The organism is uncultured Litoreibacter sp., assembly GCF_947487515.1.
GTDB lineage: Bacteria > Pseudomonadota > Alphaproteobacteria > Rhodobacterales > Rhodobacteraceae > Litoreibacter.
On the sequence record NZ_CANKWO010000003.1, the window covers coordinates 1 to 14,513 of the forward strand.

General features: G+C 55.7%; 14 protein-coding genes. 10 read left to right on the forward strand and 4 right to left on the reverse strand.

Annotation, left to right across the window (positions count from 1 at the left end; translation table 11 throughout):
• Together Q0746_RS09830 and Q0746_RS09835 are read left to right on the forward strand one after the other, a co-directional pair.
• Nucleotides 1-444, forward strand: a 444-nt coding sequence (locus tag Q0746_RS09830) for a porin (RefSeq protein WP_298259754.1), incomplete at its 5' end; no start/stop codon positions are given.
• A gap of 103 nt (nucleotides 445-547) precedes the next feature.
• Nucleotides 548-1,207, forward strand: a complete 660-nt coding sequence (locus Q0746_RS09835; protein WP_298259756.1) for a YggS family pyridoxal phosphate-dependent enzyme — start codon at nucleotides 548-550, stop codon at nucleotides 1,205-1,207.
• On the opposite strand, the gene Q0746_RS09840 is transcribed toward Q0746_RS09835, so the two are convergent.
• Nucleotides 1,197-1,694, reverse strand: a complete 498-nt coding sequence (locus Q0746_RS09840; protein WP_298259758.1) for a L,D-transpeptidase family protein — start codon at nucleotides 1,692-1,694, stop codon at nucleotides 1,197-1,199. The genes Q0746_RS09835 and Q0746_RS09840 overlap by 11 nt on opposite strands.
• Nucleotides 1,691-2,770, reverse strand: coding sequence for a GTP cyclohydrolase II (ribA, locus tag Q0746_RS09845; protein ID WP_298259760.1), 1,080 nt, complete (start codon nucleotides 2,768-2,770; stop codon nucleotides 1,691-1,693). Before ribA ends, Q0746_RS09840 begins: the two co-directional genes overlap by 4 nt.
• Nucleotides 2,771-2,932: 162 nt before the next feature.
• Between ribA and Q0746_RS09850 the strand changes: the two genes are divergently transcribed.
• A complete protein-coding gene (locus tag Q0746_RS09850; protein ID WP_298259762.1) occupies nucleotides 2,933-3,619 on the forward strand; it encodes a response regulator transcription factor in 687 nt (228 codons plus the stop codon).
• Between the two features lie 96 nt (nucleotides 3,620-3,715).
• Here the strand turns inward: Q0746_RS09850 and Q0746_RS09855 are convergent, their stop codons facing one another.
• The gene (locus Q0746_RS09855; RefSeq protein WP_298259763.1) at nucleotides 3,716-4,969 is read right to left on the reverse strand and encodes an MFS transporter; all 1,254 of its coding nucleotides are present in this window, start codon (nucleotides 4,967-4,969) and stop codon (nucleotides 3,716-3,718) included.
• A 70-nt stretch (nucleotides 4,970-5,039) separates the two neighbouring features.
• Here Q0746_RS09855 and Q0746_RS09860 point away from each other — a divergent pair, with 70 nt between their 5' ends.
• Genes Q0746_RS09860 through Q0746_RS09875 form a run of 4 tightly spaced genes read left to right on the forward strand, consistent with a single transcriptional unit; the run spans nucleotide 5,040 to nucleotide 7,645 of the window.
• Complete coding sequence (locus tag Q0746_RS09860; protein ID WP_298259766.1) at nucleotides 5,040-5,828, forward strand: exodeoxyribonuclease III; 789 nt, start codon at nucleotides 5,040-5,042, stop codon at nucleotides 5,826-5,828.
• 54 nt (nucleotides 5,829-5,882) lie between these two features.
• The gene (trxA, locus tag Q0746_RS09865) at nucleotides 5,883-6,800 is read left to right on the forward strand and encodes a thioredoxin (protein ID WP_298259768.1); all 918 of its coding nucleotides are present in this window, start codon (nucleotides 5,883-5,885) and stop codon (nucleotides 6,798-6,800) included.
• Nucleotides 6,801-6,827: 27 nt separating this feature from the next.
• Nucleotides 6,828-7,469 carry an LON peptidase substrate-binding domain-containing protein gene (locus tag Q0746_RS09870; protein ID WP_298261240.1) on the forward strand — a complete coding sequence of 214 codons (642 nt, stop codon included), beginning with the start codon at nucleotides 6,828-6,830 and terminating at the stop codon, nucleotides 7,467-7,469.
• Nucleotides 7,466-7,645, forward strand: coding sequence for a Trm112 family protein (locus tag Q0746_RS09875; protein ID WP_298259770.1), 180 nt, complete (start codon nucleotides 7,466-7,468; stop codon nucleotides 7,643-7,645). The genes Q0746_RS09870 and Q0746_RS09875 overlap by 4 nt, the downstream gene beginning before the upstream one ends.
• Here Q0746_RS09875 and Q0746_RS09880 read toward each other — a convergent pair.
• Complete coding sequence (locus tag Q0746_RS09880) at nucleotides 7,642-8,868, reverse strand: UbiH/UbiF/VisC/COQ6 family ubiquinone biosynthesis hydroxylase (protein ID WP_298259772.1); 1,227 nt, start codon at nucleotides 8,866-8,868, stop codon at nucleotides 7,642-7,644. The two genes, Q0746_RS09875 and Q0746_RS09880, sit on opposite strands and share 4 nt — an antisense overlap.
• A gap of 85 nt (nucleotides 8,869-8,953) precedes the next feature.
• Between Q0746_RS09880 and Q0746_RS09885 the strand changes: the two genes are divergently transcribed.
• From Q0746_RS09885 to Q0746_RS09895, 3 genes are all read left to right on the forward strand, one after another.
• On the forward strand, nucleotides 8,954-10,285 hold the full coding sequence (locus tag Q0746_RS09885) for an amidase family protein (protein ID WP_298259774.1): 1,332 nt from the start codon (nucleotides 8,954-8,956) through the stop codon (nucleotides 10,283-10,285).
• A gap of 140 nt (nucleotides 10,286-10,425) precedes the next feature.
• Nucleotides 10,426-11,598: an aminotransferase class I/II-fold pyridoxal phosphate-dependent enzyme gene (locus tag Q0746_RS09890; protein WP_298259776.1), complete on the forward strand. Its 1,173-nt coding sequence runs from the start codon at nucleotides 10,426-10,428 to the stop codon at nucleotides 11,596-11,598.
• Between the two features lie 16 nt (nucleotides 11,599-11,614).
• Nucleotides 11,615-14,440 carry a DNA translocase FtsK 4TM domain-containing protein gene (locus Q0746_RS09895; RefSeq protein WP_298259778.1) on the forward strand — a complete coding sequence of 942 codons (2,826 nt, stop codon included), beginning with the start codon at nucleotides 11,615-11,617 and terminating at the stop codon, nucleotides 14,438-14,440.
• Nucleotides 14,441-14,513 lie beyond the last annotated feature (73 nt).

Consider the following 14,513-nt stretch of genomic DNA (forward strand, 5'->3'; position numbering starts at 1 on the left):
TCCTCCGGCATCGGTTACGCGATTGGTTTCAAATACGCTTTGGACCTGTCCGGCACGACTGTTAACTTCGGTCTTGGCTACCAAAAAGCTGCTGACGCAGTTGGCGTTGCAGCCGATGCAAAAGCAACTGGTGTTTCCGTATCTGCGACACTCGCAAACGGCCTGTCCGCTGGCGTAACTTACACAGACATGAAAAACACTGGTACAGTAGACAAGCACTACTCCATCGGTCTGGGCTACACTACTGGCGCGATCTCCGTACACGCCAACTACGGTAAGTTCTCCTCCACAGTAGCTGGCGGCGACGCAAAAGGCTTCGGTCTTGCAGCAGCTTACGACCTTGGCGGCGGTGCAGTTGTGCACATGGGCTACGGTGCCGGCGAAGCTTCTGCTGCTGCTCCGACAGCTAAATCCTTTTCTTTGGGTCTTGGCCTGAGCTTCTAAGCTCTACCACCCTTACGAATTTGAGAGAGCGGGCTTCGGCCCGCTCTTTTCTTTTGTGCGGGTCTATGTTCGATAGAGGGCAAGAAATTTTCCGGAGCCTCCAATGCCGCTTGCAGACATTCAGAACCGTATAGCAGCCGAAACACTACGCTCAGGGCGCCCTGAACACAGTACTCGGTTGATCGCTGTGTCAAAGGTGCAGCCCAACGAGCGTGTGGAGGAAGTTCTTAAGCAAGGGCATCGCGTCTTCGGCGAAAACCGCGTGCAAGAGGCTGCGGCCAAATGGCCAGACTTTCGGAAAGCATACGACGAAGTTGAGTTGCACCTGCTTGGTCCTTTGCAAACCAACAAATTGCGCCAAGCGATGGAGCTGTTCGACTACGTTCATACCCTCGACAGAATGAAGCTGGCAAAGCGCTTTGCAGTTCTAAAAGAGGAGCTGGGCCACTGCCCGAAACTGTTTATTCAGGTGAATACTGGAAATGAGCCCCAGAAAGCCGGAATATCAATTGAGGATACAAGTACCTTCGTCGCCGACTGCCGTGCTTTGTCATTGCCCGTCATCGGCCTGATGTGCATCCCGCCAGTAGAAGACGATCCGGAACAACATTTCGCCATGCTGCGTGACTTGGCCAAGGACAACGATCTACCAGAGCTCAGCATGGGCATGAGTAGCGACTTTGAGCTGGCCATTGCCCAAGGGGCCACCTTCGTGCGTGTGGGCTCGGCGATCTTTGGCGACCGCGTTCCGCTTAAGGCCTAACTATAACGCCTGTGCCGATTTGCGCATGCTGGGCAATCCATAGAAGATTTTCAGCGGAAAACGCGACGCATCCTTCTGTGGGATGGCGGGGCTTTCGCCAGCGGTGGATGAAAATGGCCGACCCTTTCCCTGCAGTGGCAACCGGATAGTTCCAGTCCGTGAGCAATACGATATCATACAAAGGATCGGCGCGTCGCAAGGCCTCATGGCTATGTGCGTAGGGCGCGCGCACCATTTGGTTGTAAGCAGCGTCGCCTGAGGCATCGGACCACAAATCAGCAGGCCCAATAGGAACCGCCCAATCGCAGGGGCGTGAAATTCGGTCGGGCCGATAAAGCACACCTACTATGCGGTGAATGCCAACGGGTGTAGCGCCGTCGCCTTCGCATTTGTCGTCAGTGATGCCACCTTTGCCGATGCTGCAAGGAAAATCCCTGCCCATGAACCGCGTCCCCCAACGCGTGACGACCAGATCTTTGGTGCTCACAGCAGGTGACCTGATTTCGTGGCCTTGGTCGCAAGGTAGTTTGTGTTGAAGCGTGTTTCGCCAACTTTCAGCGGAACCCGTTCGGTAACCTCCAATCCGTTGGCTTCCAGCATCGCTATCTTCGCAGGATTGTTGGTGAGCAGGCGAATTTGGGTAAAGCCCATGGACTTCAGAATGGAAGCGCCAATGCGAAAGTCACGTTCATCATCTTCAAACCCGAGGCGGTGATTGGCCTCTACTGTGTCGAACCCTTGATCCTGAAGGGAGTAGGCCCGCATCTTGTTCGCCAACCCGATGCCGCGCCCCTCTTGGTTCAGGTAAAGTAAAACGCCTTCGCCTGCAGCACCCATCTGGGTCAAGGCACCGCGAAGTTGCGGCCCGCAATCGCATTTGAGAGACCCAAGAACATCACCCGTAAAGCATGCTGAATGCAGCCGAGTTAAAAGGGGCTCGGATCGGGAGGGTTGGCCGATTTCGATGGCGTAATGTTCTTCTCCGCCGTCTTCTGGCCGGAAAACATGCAGACGCCCGGCTTCATTGACCTCTAGCGGCAGTCGAGCGTTCACCAACGGAAACTGCGGGCTGGAGACATTTGAGACCCGCGCCAAGGCCTCAACCCCCAAAATGGTCAGGTAATGTTGCCTTGCATAGTCATGGGGGGCCTCTAGATCCCCAAGAACAACGGCGGGTAAAAGCTGGGCATCTTTGGCAAGCTGGATGGCAAGCCGTGCGGTCTCGGCAGACCCGTCTCGAATAGTCCTCAACGGGCCTTTCATGGGGGCGTTTAGGTCGTCAGAGGGGTTGGCGATCGAGCCAATCCAATTCACAGAGGCGTCCTTGGGCACCACGATTCGCGCGACGTCTGTGTCATAAGCAGTTGCTTTTAGCGTTTTCGCGCGCCAGTCGGTTATCGCCAAAACCAGTTCCATGTCCGCAGTTTGCAATGCCTCTAGACGCGTCTCACCAAGAGTTTCTGCGGCCAGCACAAGGGAAGAGCCTATTATTACAGGTACCCCCATGCGCAGGTCAGCGCGCGCGCGTGCGGCCAGTTCAATTGTGTCAGGGGCTAGGGTCATACTCTCGATCTTGTAACAAAGTTGGTGCAGTTTTACGCCATAAGAAGGAAAGTTGAAACAAAACACCCTAATTGTGACACGAGGCTGTGAATAACGGGGCCGTGAGTTGTTTCTGCCCCCGCCAACCCACATCTTGGTATCAACAAGAGAGGACATTGACCCATGAGTACGTTGAAGAAAATTCTGCTAGTCGACGATGATGAGGACCTTCGCGAAGCCTTGGCCGAGCAGTTGGTGATGACAGAAGATTTCGACGTGTTCGAGGCCGCCAATGGCGCTGACGCGATGGTGAAGGCCAAAGAAGCGATCTACGACCTTGTCGTACTGGATGTCGGTTTGCCGGACACGGATGGCCGCGAATTGTGCCGTCTCATGCGCAAACAAGGCGTGAAATGCCCTGTTTTGATGCTTACCGGCCACGACAGCGATGCAGACACCATTTTGGGCCTTGATGCCGGCGCAAACGACTACGTCTCCAAGCCCTTTAAGTTCCCTGTGCTTCTGGCCCGCATTCGGGCTCAGCTGCGCCAGCACGAGCAATCTGAGGATGCCGTGTTCCAGCTTGGACCATATACCTTCAAGCCCGCGATGAAGATGTTGATCACCGAAGATGAAAAGAAGATCCGTCTGACCGAAAAAGAGACGAATATTCTGAAATTCCTGTACCGTTCTACCGATGGGGTGGTGGCACGCGATGTTCTGCTTCACGAGGTCTGGGGATATAACGCCGGTGTCACCACGCATACGCTGGAGACGCATATTTACCGACTTCGCCAGAAAATAGAACCAGATCCGTCAAATGCCCGCCTTCTTGTGACCGAATCTGGTGGGTATAAGCTCAACTCATAGAGTTTAAGTCTATCAAGTTCCCCTGATCGCAACGGGGTTATGTTGCGGTAATCTCCCTGTTGAACTGGCCCGGGTTAATACCCGGGCATTTTTTTGTCAGGCGTCGGGAAGCTTCAAGCGAAGTGTTCCGTAGACGGCCAAGCCTGCGCAAACCACTGCTCCGAAAACATAGGGGGCGCGCAACGCAACCTCGCGGCCAATGCTGCCCTCCAAACTGGCAACAAGAAACCCCGCGAACATCGCGCCAAGCGGGATCGTGCCCCACCCAAAGAAGCGGTAGATGGAGTTCACCCGCCCCAAAACGGCATCAGGGATAAGGCGTTGACGCAACGAAACCGTCACCACATTCCATGTCATCCCGCCCGCCATCTCCAGAAATAATGCGCTTCCGGCAATCCAAGGGTTGGACGTTATTGCCAAGATCACAAATGGCACGGGAAGCACCAACAGCGCCCCAAGAACACAGGCCTGTGCCCCAAATCTTGCGACCAGCTTTGGGGCAATTAATCCGCCACATACCCCGCCAGCTGCACCGGCAGTAAGCAGGAAGCCGTGGCCAGCGGCTTCCAACTCCATGGCCTCTTGCGACAATAACACAAGCATCGTGGCGCTCATCATGGTCACGAAATTCAACACCCCAAGCATCAACGCCAGTCGTAAAATCAAAGGTTGCCCGCGCATCCAGTCAATGCCCTCTTTCATCTGGCGCCAAAAGCCTGTCGTTTGCTGGATGTGAACGCGAGGTAGAAGCGTGATTTGCCAAATCAGGAAGGCCGCAACACCAAAGGTGGCGGCATCTACCAAAAACGGCGCAGGAACGGCCAATGCAATCAACAGCCCCGCAAGAGGTGGCCCGATGAACTGCCCCATAATCTGCTCGACACTCCAAAGCTGCCCATTCGCGCGTTCCAGATCACGTTTGTCTACAACGCTGGGCAATGCCGTTTGCGCTGCGTTATCCCGAACCACTTCGGCGCTTCCGAGCAAAAAGCCCGCTGCACATAGGCCGATGATCAAGGGCAGCGCGCCTGAAGCGGCCTCTGGCAAGGGCATGGGTGGGGCGGACAGGATCAGACCGACAACACCCAGTGTCAAAATCATTCGTAAGATGTCCGCTGCGACCATGAGGCGTTGGCGGTCCATTCGGTCGGTGATTACGCCTGCGGGAAGGGAAAACAGCAGCCACGGCAGCCTCGTTGCGGCAGCGACCGCGGCGATCAATAGCGGGTCACGGGTTATCAGTGAGGCAAGCCACGGGAACGCCAACGCCGAGATGCCATCCCCCAAATTTGAAACAGCCGTTGCGGAAAACAGCAGTCGGAAGTTTCGATTGGCAGCAAATAGCGACATCTGGTGTTTCCCTGTGGTGCTGGGCCGAACCTCGGACTAATCTTGCGCCAAGTCAATCCGGAGAAGCACAATGTCTTTCACTCTCGCCACTTGGAATATCAACTCCGTTCGTTTGCGCGAGGAGCTGGTATTAAAGCTGCTTCGCGAAGAAGCGCCGGATGTGTTGTGCCTTCAAGAATGCAAAAGCCCCGTTGATAAGATCCCGCTCGAGGGGTTTCACGATCTTGGCTACACCCACATCGTGGCGAATGGCCAAAAGGGCTACAATGGTGTCGCGATCATCTCGCGTCTGCCCATGGTAGAGGCCGGCAAGCACGACTATGCCTCTTTGGGGCATGCACGTCATATTGCGGGGCGGTTGGACAATGGGGTGACCATCCACAATCACTACATCCCCGCGGGCGGGGATGTGCCCGATCGTGAAGTGAACGAAAAATTCGGCAACAAGCTGGATTACCTGACCGAGCTGCGCGACGAGTTCCATGCCAAGAAACCCCAAAAATCCATTCTCGTGGGGGACCTAAACATCGCCCCTCGCGAAGATGACGTGTGGTCTCATAAGAAGCTACTCAAGGTCGTCAGCCATACACCCATCGAGGTTGAACATTTCAACGAGGTGATGGACGCAGGCGATTGGGCGGATGTGACCCGCAATGATATTCCCGAAGGTCTGCTGTATTCATGGTGGTCCTACCGCGCCAAGGATTGGGATGCGGCGGACAAGGGGCGTCGATTGGATCACGTTTGGGCGACGTCGGATATCGCGAAGGCGGGTCACTCTTCGCGCGTGGTGCGTCATGCGCGCGGGTGGGAAAAACCCTCGGACCACGCGCCGGTCTTTGCGACATTTGATCTTTGATCAAAGAGCCCACATATACAGAGACAACCAAGCCCTAATACCAAGGACAACAGCATGCTTGAAATGAATGTAGGCGGCATCCCCGCAGGTGGTAACGACCTGATAAAAGATACCTCCGAGGCGACTTTCATGGTCGATGTGATCGAGGCGAGCCATGAGGTTCCTGTGATTGTCGACTTCTGGGCGCCGTGGTGCGGCCCGTGCAAAACCCTTGGGCCAGCTTTGGAGGCTGGGGTGATGGAGGCCAAAGGCGCTGTGAAAATGGTGAAGGTCGATGTTGATCAGAACCAGCAGATCGCAGGTCAGTTGCAAATCCAGTCTATCCCGACGGTCTATGCATTCTATAAAGGCAAGCCGATTGACGCCTTCCAAGGTGCGCTTCCTGCCAGCGAAATCAAGGGCTTCATCGATAAACTGATAGCCGAGTCCGGCGGTGAGGTAGACGAAGGTTTGGGCGATGCGATCGCCGCCGCAGAGTCCATGCTGGAGGAAGGGGAAGCCGAAGACGCTTTGCAAACCTTCGAGGCAATATTGGGCGAAGAGCAAAACAACCCCGCCGCCTATGCAGGGCTCATGCGGTCTCACCTTGCGCTTGAGCAGCTTGAACAGGTCTCGGAGCTGTTGGCCAAAGCACCAGAAGAATTGAACGGTTTACCCGAAATCGAGGCCGTGCGCGCGCAATTGGAGCTGTTGTTGCAGGCCGCTGACACAGGGCCGGCCGCCGAACTGCAAGCTGCGGTAGATGCGAACCCTGACGACCATCAGGCGCGTTTGGATCTGGCGGTTGCATTGCACGCATCCGGTGACGCCAAAGGAGCGGTTGATCAGCTATTGGAACTCTTCCGTCGCGACCGTGAATGGAACGATGGCGCTGCTAAAACGCAGTTGTTCACCGTATTTGATGCGTTGAAGCCGGAAGACCCAATCGTATTGAACGGGCGCCGCAAACTGTCGTCGATGATCTTCCTTTAGGAAACTGCTCGGGAGGGTATCATGCTTATGATAAGTCATTCTGATCTACCCGAGACGATCCCAATATTTCCCTTGTCCGGTGCTATGTTGTTGCCTCGGGCAAGGATGCCGCTTCAGCTTTTCGAGCCGCGCTATCTTCAGATGTTTGAAGATGTGCTCAAGACCCCTCAGCGTTTGATCGGGATGGTGCAGCCCTATGGCGATTCCGAAGGAGGGGAACAGCTCCACACGATTGGCTGCGTCGGGCGGGTCACCCAGTTTTCCGAAACCGAGGATGGGCGCTATATGATCACATTGAATGGCGTATCCAGATATCGAATTTCTGACGAGATTTCCGGATTTCATCCGTATCGCAAAGCAAAGATCAGCTGGGACGGTTTCGAGCGCGACATCGGGGTGCCTGAAAAGGACCCCGCGTTCGACCGGCCAAAATTCATGGTGGAGTTGAAGAAATTCTTCGACGCGAATGATCTGAAAACCGATTGGGACGGGCTAAAGGACGCGGAAACCGAGATGTTGATCAACTCTCTTTCGATGTTGTGCCCGTTTGAGCCGGAAGAGAAACAAGCGTTGTTGGAAGCCCCGACGCTGCCTGAACGACGCGAAACACTTGTCACGTTAATCGAGTTTGCCCTACGAGGCGGCTCCGCCGAAGAGGTGATCCAATGACCGATCCAAAATTTGAACGCCACATGTTAGAGGGCCTCGTGTGTCCGATTAGCCAAGCGACCCTTTCCTATGACGCGGAGCGACAGGAACTGGTGTCAAAAAACGCGAAACTGGCCTTCCCAATTCGTGGCGGCATTCCGATCATGCTAATCGATGAGGCCCGCAAGCTGGACTAAAGCGCACGTCCTTGCATCAGACGCGGCAAATCGCCGGTGAGACCAGCGGCTTCGCGAATGAAGTTCCGGCGCAGGGCAGGGAAGGCGTTGACCACCCCCATGCCAATGTCACGCCCCGCTCGCAGCACTGGGTTGTCGTTTGAAAACAAACCGTTGAAGCTGTTGGTCGCCATCGCCAAAGTCGCCGTATCAAATCTGCGCCACTCCGCATAGCGTGCCAAAACAGCGTCTGTTCCGATGTCTTCGCCGCGTCTGCGGGCATCGACCAGAACTTGCGCCAAAGCCCCGACATCGCGCAGCCCAAGGTTCAACCCTTGTCCGGCAATCGGGTGCACCCCATGTGCCGCATCGCCCACCAGAGCGAGACGTTGGTCGACCAGATGATCTGCCAAAGTCAGGTTCAACGGGTATGAAAAACGCGCGCCCGCCAGATGGATGTTCCCCAAGAAATCACCGAAAGCGGGGCGCAATGCGTCAATGAACTCGGCATCCCCCATGCCTGAAAGCTCGGCGGCGCGTGCATGGGTTTCGGCCCATACAATAGAGCTGCGATTGCCGGTCAAAGGCAAGATCGCGAGCGGACCCGCAGGCATGAAGAACTGATGTGCAATCCCGTTGTGGGGCAATTCATGCCCAATCGCAGCGACCACGGCCGTTTGCCCATAATCCTTAAAACTGCGCGAAATGCCTGCACGTTGTGCAACACCACTGCGGCGACCGTCACTGCCGATGATCAGGCGGCTGCGGACAGATTTGCCCGATGCTAATGTGACCGAAGCACCAGACAGATCCACAGACTGTGCGACAACCGTGTCGGGGGCGATATGTGTGATCCGGTCATTCGCGGTGATGGCGCTTAGAAAGGCGCGGCGAAGGTGGCGGTCCTCAACCATAAAGCCCATGGGGCCTTCCTCGATCTCCGCATGGTCAAAGTGCATCCAGAATGGCGACGGCCCTTCGCCAGCGCGGCCATCGGTAACTTTGATCTCCAACATGGGTTGCGTATTCTGGGCGATGTCGCCCCAAACATTGATGGCATCGAGTAACCGTTTCGAGGCAAGCGCCAAAGCATAAGATCGCCCGTCAAACCGATCATCTGTCAAAGCATCAACTGCCAAACTGTCAATCAAGGTGACCGAAAACCCACCGCCTGCAAGGGCGATAGCAAGGGCACAGCCATTCAGGCCGCCGCCAACAATCGCGATGTCGCTGTCAAATTCCATACAGCTAAATATCTGTGAACTGGTAGCATTGTCCATGCGTTGTGGTGCCGCTACCTTCGGGCCAAATAAGTGCAAGGAATGAATGATGTCGCAAAAATGGTTGGCCATGACGGCCAGTGATCTGGGTCGCGGAATTGAAGCAGGGGACATTGATCCTGTTTCCTTGACGGAGGTCTATCTAGAAGCGGCGCGGGCGCACCAGTTTCGGGATCGGATTTATGCGCGCCTAACCGAAGATCGCGCCCGAGCCGAGGCGCTTGCCGCACAGGAACGCGCGTCGCTGGGGCAACGTCGCGGGCTGCTGGATGGTGTTCCGATATCATGGAAAGACCTGTTCGACACCGCGGGGGTCGCAACCGAAGCAGGGTCGGGGTTGCTGAAAGGGCGCGTCCCTGATGCCGATGCTCAGGTGCTTGTAAATGCGACATCGGCTGGCATGGTGTGCCTTGGAAAAACGCATATGTCGGAATTGGCTTTTTCCGGCCTAGGGTTGAACCCCACAACGGCCACTTCGCCCTGTGTGAATGACGTTGAGGCGGTTTCGGGCGGGTCTTCGTCTGGGGCTGCGACATCAGTGGCGTTCGGTCTGGCTGCGGCTGGAATTGGCTCTGACACGGGGGGATCAGTGCGTATTCCGGCGGCTTGGAATGATTTGGTGGGGCTGAAAACCACTATTGGTCGCCTATCTGTGGAGGGGACGGTCCCGCTGTGCAGCCGGTTTGACACGGTGGGCCCTTTGGCGCGTTCAGTGGAGGACGCGGCCCATATTTTGGCGGCGATCGAAGGCGGTAAAACGGCTGACCTGCGGGGCGCGTCTCTGGACGGTGCCCGCCTGATGATCCTCGACACAGTCGCATTTGATGACATCCGTCCAGAGCCGCGGGCGGGGTTCAACAGTGCCGTAGAGCGATTGAAGGCGGCTGGCGCGCAGATTGAGCGCCAAGAAGCCCCAGAAATTGCCGAAGCTCTTCCTTTGTCAGGTATTCTATTCGCTTCAGAGGCTTACGGCATCTGGAAAGACGAAATTGAAGCCAATCCTAGTGCCATGTTTGCCGAGATACTTGAACGCTTTCGGTCCGGAGCGAATGTCTCTGCGCCGGATTACATTGCAGGTTGGCGGAAGTTGGAGGCGCTTCAGCGGGTGTGGAATGACCGCATTGCCCAATATGATGCCGTCATTCTGCCAACCTCTCCGATTTTGCCGCCGAACACAGAGCGCTTGATGACGGATAGCGAATACTACGTGACCGAAAATCTTCTGGCGCTGCGAAACACTCGTGTCGGGAACCTAATGGGGTCCGCTGGCATCACCTTGCCCACTGGCTTGCCATCAACAGGGATCATGTTTCTTGGGGCGCCACAGTCTGAAGAACATTTGTTGCGACTTTGCTCAGCGGCCGAGGCCGCATTGGCGTGATGGGCCAAAAAGTCACAGGGGTGTAACCAGAATGCTGAAATTACGGTCCTTTTTCTGGACCATGGAGGCTGCATTGGGGTAGCTTAGGGATAACGGGGCAATAATGATCCCGATCCTTGAGGCAGTAAAAGTAGGTCCCAATGACCTTTCCAGAGCGGTTTTCGAACCTGCCACCATATGCATTTCCGCGTTTGCGGTCGCTTCTCGCTGGTCTAGAGCCGGGCGGGGTGCCTGTGGATATGACTATCGGATCGCCTCAACACGCGTTTCCGGAATGGATTTCAGAGATCATTTCCAAGAATGCCGCTGGATTTGGCGGTTATCCGCCGAATGATGGCGCGCCGGAATTACGTGCGGCCATCGCGGCCTGGATCGGACGTCGCTATGATGTGAGCGTCGACTTCGAGACCCAAATCCTAGCGCTGAATGGGACACGCGAAGGTCTGTTCAACGCTGCTGTGGCCCTGAGCCCAGAAGAAAAGAACGGGAAACCGGTCGTATTGATGCCGAACCCGTTTTACCAAGTTTACGCCGTGGCCTCCCTGACGGCGGGGGCTGAGCCGGTTTATGTGCCTGCCACATTCGAAACAGGCTACCTGCCTGATTTCGCAGGCTTGCCTGAAGATGTGTTGAATCGCACCACGGTAGCCTACCTGTGTTCGCCTTCCAACCCGCAAGGGGCGGTCGCGACGCTAGAGTATTGGCAAGATCTGCTGGCCTTGGCTGATAAGTATGACTTCAAGATTTTTGCCGATGAATGCTATTCGGAAATCTATCGTACTATGGCCCCGACAGGTGCGCTAACGGCTTCGAAAGGCCATGATCCTGAAAGGGTCGTTCTGTTTAATTCGCTGTCCAAGCGGTCGAACCTTGCGGGGCTAAGGTCCGGTTTTGCGGCCAGTGGCCCAGAGAATATGAAACGCCTGAAAGCCTTGCGTGCCTACGCAGGGGCGCCCTTGTCGTTGCCCTTGCAACGTGCGGCGGAACAGGTTTGGGCCGACGAAGATCACGTCGAAGCCAACCGCGCCCTCTACCGCGAAAAATTGGATTTCAGTGATACGGTCTTTGGCGATGTTGCAGGCTACAAGTCTCCCGAAGCGGGGTTCTTCTTGTGGCTTCCAGTCAAAGACGGCGAAGAGGCAACAAAGGAGCTGTGGACCAGCGCGGGCGTCAAAGTTTTGCCCGGCGCATATCTGGGCCGCGACTACATGGGGTCAAACCCTGGTACAAAATATATCCGGGTGGCCTTGGTCGCCCCAATGAACGAATTGCAGCCGGGGTTAACCCGCCTCAAGAGCTGCATCTACGGTTGAAGGTGAGGAAGTAGTTATGGCGTATCAAGCAAGGCCACGCGATCCGTTTTTGGACAGCGACATGCAAGCAGCGATCGAGAAGCGGGGCAAAGAGCTCTTTGGCTTCGGGCTGCTGGCTGTTGGCATCTTGGTGACCATGTTGCTGCTCTCTTATGTGCCGGAAGACCCAAGCTGGATGTCCGCCACGGATGAGCCGGCTAAAAACTGGTTGGGCCGCTATGGCGCGTATCTTGCAAGCCCGTTGTTCATCATCGTTGGGTTCGGTGCATGGGCAATTTCATTTATTACCGTCGTCTGGGGGCTTCGTTTTGTGATGCACCGCGGCGAAGACCGCGCTTTGGGCCGCTTGATGTTCGCGCCCTTGGCGATTGCATTGGCCTCTGTTTATGCCTCTACCCATGTTCCCGTCAGCGAATGGACGCATTCGTTTGGGCTTGGCGGATTGTTCGGTGACACCGTTTTGGGCGCGATTCTTGGCGTTGCCCCGATCAGCGCGACCTTTGGGCTTAAGGTATTGGCGTTCTTTGTTTTCTTTGGCCTGATCTTCTTGTCATTGTTTGTTTTGGGCTTTGATCGGTCTGAAATTACATCTGTTACACGGTTTATGTTGATCGGCGTAATCCTGACCTACGCCAGCATCATGAAGCTGCTGGGCAGCACCGGTAAGGGGGCCGTATTTGCGGCCTCTAAGGCAAATGAATTGCGGGTTAAGCGGAAAGAAGCCCGCCTAACTGCGGCGGCGGTTGAAACTTATGCTGACGAAGAACCTATCGCAGGTCCGGCTCTGCGCCGCGCTCCGATTGTGCACTCCCAGCAACCTGCCATGGAGCCACAGATCGACATTGACCAACCCGTTGCAAAACCAAGTCTTCTGGCGCGCCTTCCAGGGTTGAAGCCCCGCGAGTCGGAACTGGCATATGATGATGAACCGGCGGTTATTCACGACGACGTGGATCCCGATGATCGCATTAAGTCAAAAATCTCTGACGTGATTAAGAACCGTGGTCGCCGGACCAAGCCTTTGGAATACACCGAAGAGCCAGTTGGCCGCCCTGAACCACAATTGACCCGTGGCCGTGGCCCTGAACCGCTGCGCATAGAGCCGGTTTTGCGTGAGGCGCCCCAGCCCGACTATATGCATGATGACGAGCTAATAGAGCCTGTATCGGAGCCAATGCCCGAAATGCCTGCCGTCGCTCCGCCTATGGCGCGTGTGAATGCGCCTTTGACGAAACCAGTCGTCCAGCAACCGGTGCGCAAGCCGATTGCCCCATCGAAACGTGCCGCTGCAGAAGCGCAGCCCGCATTGCAATTCGAGGACAAAGCATCCGAATTCGAACTCCCACCGCTGAGCTTGTTGACCAGTGAAGCCACGGTAGAGCGCCATATCCTCAGCGACGAGGCCTTGGAAGAAAACGCACGCATGCTGGAAGCGGTACTCGATGACTACGGCGTGAAAGGCGAAATCGTGTCTGTGCGTCCAGGCCCTGTTGTCACCATGTACGAATTGGAACCGGCACCCGGTTTGAAGGCCTCTCGCGTAATCGGCCTGTCGGACGATATTGCGCGTTCCATGTCGGCTTTGTCTGCGCGTGTGTCTACGGTTCCTGGCCGAACAGTGATTGGGATCGAACTTCCAAATGAAAAGCGCGAAATGGTCGTTCTGCGCGAAATCCTCTCGGCCCGCGATTTTGGTGACGGCAATCAAAAGCTGCCACTGGCGTTGGGGAAAGACATTGGTGGTGATCCTATCGTGGCGAACCTTGCCAAGATGCCTCACCTGCTGATCGCCGGTACGACGGGGTCGGGTAAGTCTGTGGCGATCAACACGATGATCTTATCGCTGCTCTACAAGTTGACGCCGGAAGAGTGCCGCTTGATTATGATCGACCCTAAAATGCTGGAACTCAGCGTTTATGACGGCATTCCGCACCTGCTGTCTCCAGTTGTAACCGACCCTAAAAAGGCGGTTGTGGCCCTGAAATGGACCGTGGGCGAGATGGAAGAGCGCTACCGCAAAATGTCCAAAATGGGCGTTCGCAACATCGACGGCTACAACAGCCGCGTGAAAGATGCGCTGGCGAAAGGCGAGATGTTCTCGCGCACAGTTCAAACCGGTTTCGATGATGATACCGGCGAGCCGATCTTCGAGACCGAAGAATTCCAGCCCGAAACCATGCCCTATATCGTGGTTGTGGTCGACGAGATGGCCGACCTGATGATGGTCGCAGGCAAAGAGATCGAAGCATGTATTCAGCGTTTGGCACAAATGGCACGTGCGTCGGGTATCCACCTGATCATGGCCACTCAGCGCCCGTCGGTTGACGTGATCACCGGTACGATCAAGGCCAACTTCCCCACAAGGATTTCGTTCCAAGTAACGTCGAAGATCGACTCGCGGACAATCCTTGGTGAAATGGGTGCGGAGCAACTGCTGGGCATGGGCGATATGCTTTACATGGCTGGTGGCTCCAAAATCACACGTATTCACGGGCCATTCGTATCTGATGAAGAGGTCGAAGAAATCGTGAACCACCTCAAGTCCTTTGGCCCGCCGACCTATATGTCTGGTGTGGTGGAAGGCCCGTCGGATGAAAAATCCAGCGACATTGATCAGGTTCTTGGGCTTGGAGGAAATACAGACGGTGAGGACGCGCTATATGACACGGCAGTTCAGATCGTCTTAAAGGACCGTAAGTGCTCCACATCCTACATCCAGCGCAAGCTTGCGATTGGCTACAACAAAGCCGCACGTCTTGTAGAGCAGATGGAAGATGAAGGCGTCGTCTCACCGGCCAATCATGTCGGCAAGCGCGAGATCTTGGTGCCAGAGCAACACTAGATCCTGCGCAATATTGCGCTGTGTTTCAGCTTCGTGAAGGGCCAAGGGTTTAAACCCCTCGGCCCTTCGCTTA

Bases quoted from the DNA above. Each gene is read 5' to 3' on its own strand.
- Q0746_RS09890 (WP_298259776.1), top strand. From the start codon at position 10,426: ATGACCTTTCCAGAGCGGTTTTCGAACCTGCCACCATATGCATTTCCG.
- ribA (WP_298259760.1), bottom strand. From the start codon at position 2,770: ATGACCCTAGCCCCTGACACAATTGAACTGGCCGCACGCGCGCGCGCT.
- Q0746_RS09885 (WP_298259774.1), top strand. From the start codon at position 8,954: ATGTCGCAAAAATGGTTGGCCATGACGGCCAGTGATCTGGGTCGCGGA.
- Q0746_RS09875 (WP_298259770.1), top strand. From the start codon at position 7,466: ATGACCGATCCAAAATTTGAACGCCACATGTTAGAGGGCCTCGTGTGT.
- Q0746_RS09835 (WP_298259756.1), top strand. From the start codon at position 548: ATGCCGCTTGCAGACATTCAGAACCGTATAGCAGCCGAAACACTACGC.
- Q0746_RS09860 (WP_298259766.1), top strand. From the start codon at position 5,040: ATGTCTTTCACTCTCGCCACTTGGAATATCAACTCCGTTCGTTTGCGC.
- Q0746_RS09880 (WP_298259772.1), bottom strand. From the start codon at position 8,868: ATGGAATTTGACAGCGACATCGCGATTGTTGGCGGCGGCCTGAATGGC.
- Q0746_RS09850 (WP_298259762.1), top strand. From the start codon at position 2,933: ATGAGTACGTTGAAGAAAATTCTGCTAGTCGACGATGATGAGGACCTT.
- Q0746_RS09895 (WP_298259778.1), top strand. From the start codon at position 11,615: ATGGCGTATCAAGCAAGGCCACGCGATCCGTTTTTGGACAGCGACATG.
- trxA (WP_298259768.1), top strand. From the start codon at position 5,883: ATGCTTGAAATGAATGTAGGCGGCATCCCCGCAGGTGGTAACGACCTG.
- Q0746_RS09855 (WP_298259763.1), bottom strand. From the start codon at position 4,969: ATGTCGCTATTTGCTGCCAATCGAAACTTCCGACTGCTGTTTTCCGCA.
- Q0746_RS09870 (WP_298261240.1), top strand. From the start codon at position 6,828: ATGATAAGTCATTCTGATCTACCCGAGACGATCCCAATATTTCCCTTG.